The sequence below is a fragment of the Algoriphagus sp. genome, assembly GCF_024642405.1.
In the GTDB taxonomy this organism is placed as follows: Bacteria; Bacteroidota; Bacteroidia; order Cytophagales; family Cyclobacteriaceae; genus Algoriphagus.
In genome coordinates, this window is record NZ_JAHEBC010000211.1 from 1 (window position 1) to 6,741 (window position 6,741).

Annotated in this window: 4 protein-coding genes and 1 pseudogene; 2 read left to right on the top strand and 3 right to left on the bottom strand. The window is 36.8% G+C overall.

The window, feature by feature from the left end:
* On the top strand, positions 1-2,046 hold a 2,046-nt coding region (locus Q0L68_RS14260), incomplete at its 5' end, for a DUF5916 domain-containing protein (protein WP_296704463.1).
* Between the two features lie 161 nt (positions 2,047-2,207).
* Here Q0L68_RS14260 and Q0L68_RS14265 read toward each other — a convergent pair.
* The 3 genes from Q0L68_RS14265 to Q0L68_RS14275 form a co-directional block, all read right to left on the bottom strand.
* Complete coding sequence (locus Q0L68_RS14265; RefSeq protein WP_296704466.1) at positions 2,208-3,311, bottom strand: porin; 1,104 nt, start codon at positions 3,309-3,311, stop codon at positions 2,208-2,210.
* Positions 3,312-3,343: 32 nt separating this feature from the next.
* Positions 3,344-4,366: an aldehyde reductase gene (locus tag Q0L68_RS14270; RefSeq protein ID WP_296704469.1), complete on the bottom strand. Its 1,023-nt coding sequence runs from the start codon at positions 4,364-4,366 to the stop codon at positions 3,344-3,346.
* Positions 4,367-4,678: 312 nt separating this feature from the next.
* Complete coding sequence (locus Q0L68_RS14275; RefSeq protein ID WP_366938407.1) at positions 4,679-6,103, bottom strand: alanine/glycine:cation symporter family protein; 1,425 nt, start codon at positions 6,101-6,103, stop codon at positions 4,679-4,681.
* 514 nt (positions 6,104-6,617) lie between these two features.
* On the opposite strand from Q0L68_RS14275, the pseudogene Q0L68_RS14280 reads away from it, so the two are divergent.
* Positions 6,618-6,741: pseudogene (locus Q0L68_RS14280) on the top strand (VOC family protein); the annotation flags it as partial.

Here is a 6,741-nt window from a genome sequence, read left to right on the forward strand (position 1 = left end):
TATGATTCCTCTTTAGCAGTTAATCAGTCGGTGGCTAAAGTACTTTATGACGACAAAAATATCTATGTGTTGGGAATCATGTACAATGCTACAGATGATAGAGATTATGTAACTCCTTCATTAAGAAGAGATTTTAGAGGTGCTGCAAATGATAACTTTACAGTCATCTTTGATACGTTTCAGGATAGAACCAACGCATTTACTTTCGGAATTAATCCATATGGAGTTCGGAGAGAAGGTTTGGTTTCAAATGGAGGTAGTGGAGAAACGGCATTTAGCCTGGACTGGGATAATGTCTGGAGAGGAGAAGCTAAAATGTACAAGGGATATTGGGTTGCCGAAATCGCTATTCCTCTAAACTCACTTAGATTTAATGAGGGGCAAAGTAATTGGAATTTAAATTTCTACAGAATTGATAGTGAAAGTGCGGAAAGATCTACTTGGGCACCCATTCAGAGAAATTTCATGCTTTTTAATTTGGCATCGTTAAATGTTGCGAAATGGGAAGAACCCACCAAAAGAAGTGGGAAAAACATCTCAGTTATCCCATATGTGTCTGGTAATTATGATCAAAATTTTGAACAAGGAAAAGATGCCCAGACAGGTTTTAATGCAGGTTTCGATCTTAAGTTTGGAATAACCCCAGGTCTAAATCTTGACTTGACTGTAAATCCTGACTTTTCGCAAGTAGAGGTAGATCAGCAGGTAACAAACTTGGACCGATTTGAGATTTTCTTTCCGGAGCGAAGGCAGTTCTTTTTAGAAAATGCAGATTTATTTGCCGATTATGGTCAGAGAGGTACTACACCTTTTTTCAGCAGGAGGATAGGTGTTTCTCGGGATGAAAGCACAGGCCAGAATATCCAATCTGCCATACCACTAGGAGCAAGACTTAGTGGGAAAGTAAATGATAATCTTCGTGTAGGTGTCTTAAGCATGCAGGTGTCAAATGATAAGTCGGCTAGTTTACCATCTTACAATTATTCTATGGTTTCGCTTCAGCAAAAAGTCTTTGCAAGATCGAATATTTCGGCTTTTTTGGTAAATAAGCAGACTTTTGAGAGTCCTAAAGAGTATAGTGATAGTTTATATAATGAGTGGGACAGAACTATTGGGGTCGATTATAATCTTGCTTCTGCAGATAATAAAATCAATGGTAAAATTTTCTACCATTATAATATCAATCAAGCAAATGTGGATAGCACTTTTGCGACCGGGATGGAGCTTGAGTACAGCGTTCCTAAATGGTCTCTAAATATGCGGTCTCAAATGGTAGGTGCAAATTATGCTCCTGAGGTAGGTTTTGTCCGAAGGACGGATATTCAGCAACTTGCCATGACCTACAGAAGAAGGTTTTTTCCATCACGTGGAGGAGTACAAAGACATGGTCCAGGATTGGACTTCGATGTACTTGGTAATGGAACTTACGGCTTACTTGATTGGGATATGAATATCCTATATGATATCACCTGGAGGTCTTCTGCTGAATTTTCGATGCGTTTGCGAAGGCAATACACCTACTTGTTTAATGGTTTCGATCCAAGTGGGACGGATGGTATTCCTCTTCCAGCCAATACAGAATACACCACGAACCTGATCATAGCTCGATATCGCTCTGATGAAAGAAAGAAATTGTCTTATGAGATAAGTACTCGGTCTGGGCAATATTTTAATGGGATGCGTTGGAATCTAGAGGGAAGTATACAATGGCGTTATCAGCCACTAGGTTTTACCAGCATCGATTTTGCATACAATGGAATCAGGTTACCGGATCCCTACAATGATGCAAACCTCTTCCTAATTGGGCCGAGATTTGACTTCACTTTCAGTAAAAAACTATTTTGGACTACTTTTGTCCAATACAATAGTCAAATTGATAACGTTAATATCAATTCCCGTTTGCAGTGGAGATTTGCCCCTGTTTCGGATATTTTCTTGGTTTATACAGATAATTACCTTGCGGAAAATCAAGAAGGTTTTATCCAATTCGGAGGTTCTAAATCTCGTGCACTAGTCTTTAAAATGACCTACTGGTTGAATTTGTAGTAAGCCGCTAACCAATCGTTTTTTTAAGTGCATTAAATGAACTATGAATTCTCATGATAATTATTTGCCTTTTCGACTCTTTAGAAGGCCAAACCATTTGGTGAATTTTAAAATCAGTTTATTCTTGATCAACCTAAAAATTTGAAAGATCTAAGCCGATCTTATTTAGAAATGATTTCTGAAAATTTGATTGCTATAGACGAGCCAATAATAAAGTTGTTGTTTGAGAAAGTAGTTTGGGTTTCAAAAATATTGTCCTTACTGTGCAACCATCGCCCTTCTAGTCTACACGCGATGTTTTGGGTAGGAGCGTAGTCGATATTTAGGGAAAGTCCTGTTGTTAGAAAACCGCTTGAAGTATCGGTGGGAATAATAACACCATTTTCATCTTTATAATATTCTGCTCTGATGGCGGCTTTCCAGGTTTTGTTAATTTGATACTGACCGATTATGATTGGGCTAAACCAAAGATTATAGTTTGAACTCCCTTTAAAACTTTGCTGTATTCCAAAGTCAAAACCTGTAATTAAGCCTATCTTTTCTGTCAATTGAAATAGTCCATAAAAGTCATTGAAGTACCGCATTCTCCTCGTAGAGTCAGGGTCATCTGTTCCTAAAAAAGTGCTCCAGTTTAATGTTACTTTTTCTGATGGGCTATAAATAATTTGAGTTCCAAAAGATGATAATGAATTCCCCTCTAATCGCTGGATGCGTTGCCATCCATTTATAATTAAACCAGCTATTTCCCATTTTTCATTGGGGTTGAAAGTTAGTTTTGCACCAGTTAAAAAATAGGGGGAATTTTCAGCCAAAAGCGAACGTGTTAAAGTCATATTGTCTATTGAAATGGCACTTTCAAATCCAATATGAGAAGGCATTACCCCAGCATCTAACCATAAATTATTTTTCTTGTTAAGCGAGACCCCAATATTAGCTTCAAAAATATTCTTCAAAATCCCTGGTTCTGCCGCATAATTATCATTCGCATAAGTCCCCGTTTGCAATGCGATATTGGCACGATATTTTGAATGTTCTATAGCAAATTTTACCAATCCTAAATTCAAATTGAATTCGTTATGTCGATTGTGATTGAAAAGGAAAGGCTGTCTTTCTGGACCTTTTGGTTGATTAAAGTCATAGACATAAAACACATCTACGAAGCCTGTGATCTTTAACTTTGGTTTTTGTTGCCATGAGCTATCAACTTGAGCTGATAGGCTGAAACAAACTAAAAAGAGAGCAAAAATTAACTTAAACTGCTTCAATTTCTATTATTTCGTTTTTCTTAATTCTCTTCTTAATTAGATTTATTTAAAGCATTTTCGACAGATTTAGCCATATCAAGCGCTGACTTTTCCATCGACATAGGTTCCCATCCAAATACTTTTTTTGTTTGACTGATATCTGCAGTTACATGTTTTCCAATTATTGTTAACAGAGCCTTCACTTCTTTATTGAATAAACCAATTACTTTTAATAGGAATAGAGGGGCTTTTTTAGTACTTACTTTTTCATACCCGTTTTTCTTCAATAAGATCGCTAAATCCATATAATGCGTGGCTTGCTTGTGGGCAGCGATAAAACGCTTTCCTTTTGCTGCTTCTTCTGTTAATGCCATAACATGCAGCGTTGCAACATCCCGGACATCAACCATTGGAAAAGAGACATCTGGAATCATAGACATTTTACCGGTAATCAATTGAACTAAGGTATCCATACTTGTCCCCTCTAAATTATTGGTAATTGTAGGTCCGGTGATACCGCCTGGATTTATAACTACCAGCTCTATTTTATGACCGGCTTTCTGGTTTTTATAAAAATCCCATGCCGCTTTTTCAGCCAGTGTTTTGCTTCTCACATAGGTACTTAGGTTTTTATCATTTAAATCAGTCCAATTATCTGGAGTAAATTCCCCATGGTACATATGTGCACTCATTGCTGCAATGGAGGAAGTTAAAACCACTCGTTTTACTTTGCATTTTTGAGCAAAACTTAATGCCCTTAAAGTACCTTCTACGGCAGGTTTAATTAATTCATTTTCATCATTCGTTTGTTTAAAAATAAAGGGAGAGGCCACATGAAGCAAGAAATCACAATCTTTTAAAGCATCTTCCCAACCTTGATCTTTGGTTAAATCTAATTCACAAAATTCAAGTTGGTCATTTGGATCAATCACTTTGCTAATTGCTTGTCGTATTTTCTCTCCTTTTGATAAATCCCGGAGGGAGCCTTTGACATGATATCCTTGCTTAAGAAGTTCAACAGCACAATGCTGACCTACAAAACCTGATACTCCTGTGACTAGTACTTTCTTTTTCATGGTTATTCTTAAAGTGATGATTGACCTTTTTTACTAAATATATCGATTTACAAATTAGAGTCAAGCAATGTTAACTCCTCTAATAGATTTATAATCAATTCATTGCGGATGAAAAGACATTTTTTTTAAATAGAAAAGTAAAGTCAAATTTTAACATTTAATCTAGCTGTATAATTAGTTCTTTACTTAACTCTAAACTTAGAAATTCCCCTTGGTCAATAAAAAAGCCGGCAATTAACTTGTCGGCTTTAGATTAAATTATTACGTATTTAATAATCCTTGATTTTCACGAACTCCGCGATTAATCAGTCACTATTTCCAGAAATCGGCATTTTCAATTCCCGCATCCTTGGCGATAAATACTGGATCTTTGCCTTCCTTTTTCTGTTTTTTATAGTCCCTAAATGCTTTCATGGCAGGTTTTCTTAGCAAAAGAATTGCGATGACGTTTAGCCAGGCCATCATTCCAACCCCAATATCACCCATGGTCCAAGCAAGTTCTGCTGTTTTTATGGAACCATAAAACGTAGCTCCCAAAAGGGTTATTCGAAGAACCCAAATGCCCCATTTATTCTGGGTTCCTCTGATTAAGTAACTCAGGTTTGTTTCGGCTATATAGTAATAGGCCATGATGGTCGTAAAAGCAAAAAACAAAAGCGATATTGCGACAAACCCTCTACCCAATGCTGGAAAATGTGTTCCTACGGCAAACTGAGTATATTCTGGTCCAAAAGGAACTCCAGGTAGGTTTTCCACAATGAACCCACCTTCTGGGTTTACCACATTGTATTGGCCGGTAAAGAGAATCATTAATGCCGTTGCTGTACAAACGAAAATTGTATCTACATAGACAGAAAAAGACTGAACCAACCCTTGCTTCACTGGATGTGAAACCTCTGCTGCTGCTGCGGCATGGGGAGCAGTTCCCTGTCCAGCTTCATTGGAATAAATACCTCTTTTCACTCCCCAAGCTATTGCCATACCGAAAACTCCACTAAAAGTAGCTTCTAAGTTCATTGCTGATTTAATGATTAAAGCAAAAATGGATGGGACTTCGGTAATATTCATAAAAATGATGACGACAGCCATCAAAATATATGCTGCAGCCATAAATGGGATCACCACTTCGGCCACTTTACTAATTCTCTTTACACCACCAAGGACGATCAATGCCAAAAAAACAGTAATTATAATACCCGTATACATTACAGGGACATTAAATGCGTTTTCAACACTTAAGGCGATACTATTACTTTGCACGCCGGGCATAAAAAGTGCAGTGGCTAGAATCGTTGCAAAAGCAAATAACATCGCATACCACTTAATACCCAGTCCTTTTTCTATGTAATAAGCTGGTCCACCGCGATATTCTCCATTGTCAACTTCCTTGTAAATCTGACCTAGCGTAGATTCAATGAAGGCAGAGGCAGCTCCTAAAAATGCAATTACCCACATCCAAAAGATAGCACCTGGGCCTCCCATAGCAATGGCAGTAGCTACACCGGCAATATTTCCTGTTCCCACTCGGCCTGAGATTGCTATCGCAAAAGCCTGGAAAGAAGAAACTCCTTTTTCGGAAGATTCACCTTTGAAAAGGAGTTGAATCATTTCTTTAAAATAGGTGACTTGAAGAAATTTGGTCACAAAAGAAAAATATATCCCTGCCCCAAGACATAGGATGATCAGGGCATCACTCCAAACTACAGCATTAATTGCTTCTACAATTTCTTTCATTATTATTTGGTAAACTTCTAACTCTTTTAAGATTTTTGAATTTTGGGTTTATTTTGAACCCGAAGAAAGTAAAAAATACCCTATAAATTCAGAAGAATCGTTTTAAATGGGGGATTTTTCGTGTGGAATGCAAATAAATCTACCGTATTCTGTGGATAACTTGTTTCAAGAAAGGTTAAAATTGATATCACCAAGGTAAGCTGTGTAAGCAAAATCTACTGGTGGTTTAAATTTTTCTATTTTAAAGCTATCAATCTATTTTAGGACGGGTCGCGTTAAGTTTTGGGATTAGTAAGACTACTCACCAAGATTTGGGCTCTTTAGGTTATTCGAGATTTGTATTTCGAATCATTATCCAATATCTAATTCTCTATAAATAATCTTTTAATCAATTTGAGTAAGTATGAACATGAATTCCCTGACGCGTAAAACCTATTTATTGACGCTTTTATTCCTCAAATATTGGTGAACTTGCATTAGATTTGAATGTTGTAAATTTCATTTTCCAAAAAAAACTATGGCACTTATTAATCCTTATATCAATTTCAATGGGAATGCAGAAGAAGCTTTCAATTTTTATAAATCTGTTTTTGGTGGTGAATTCGCAAACATAACACGATTCAAAGATTTAAGCATCCCTG

Coding starts and splice junctions, on each gene's coding strand:
- Q0L68_RS14270 (WP_296704469.1), bottom strand. CDS start 4,366: ATGAAAAAGAAAGTACTAGTCACAGGAGTATCAGGTTTTGTAGGTCAG.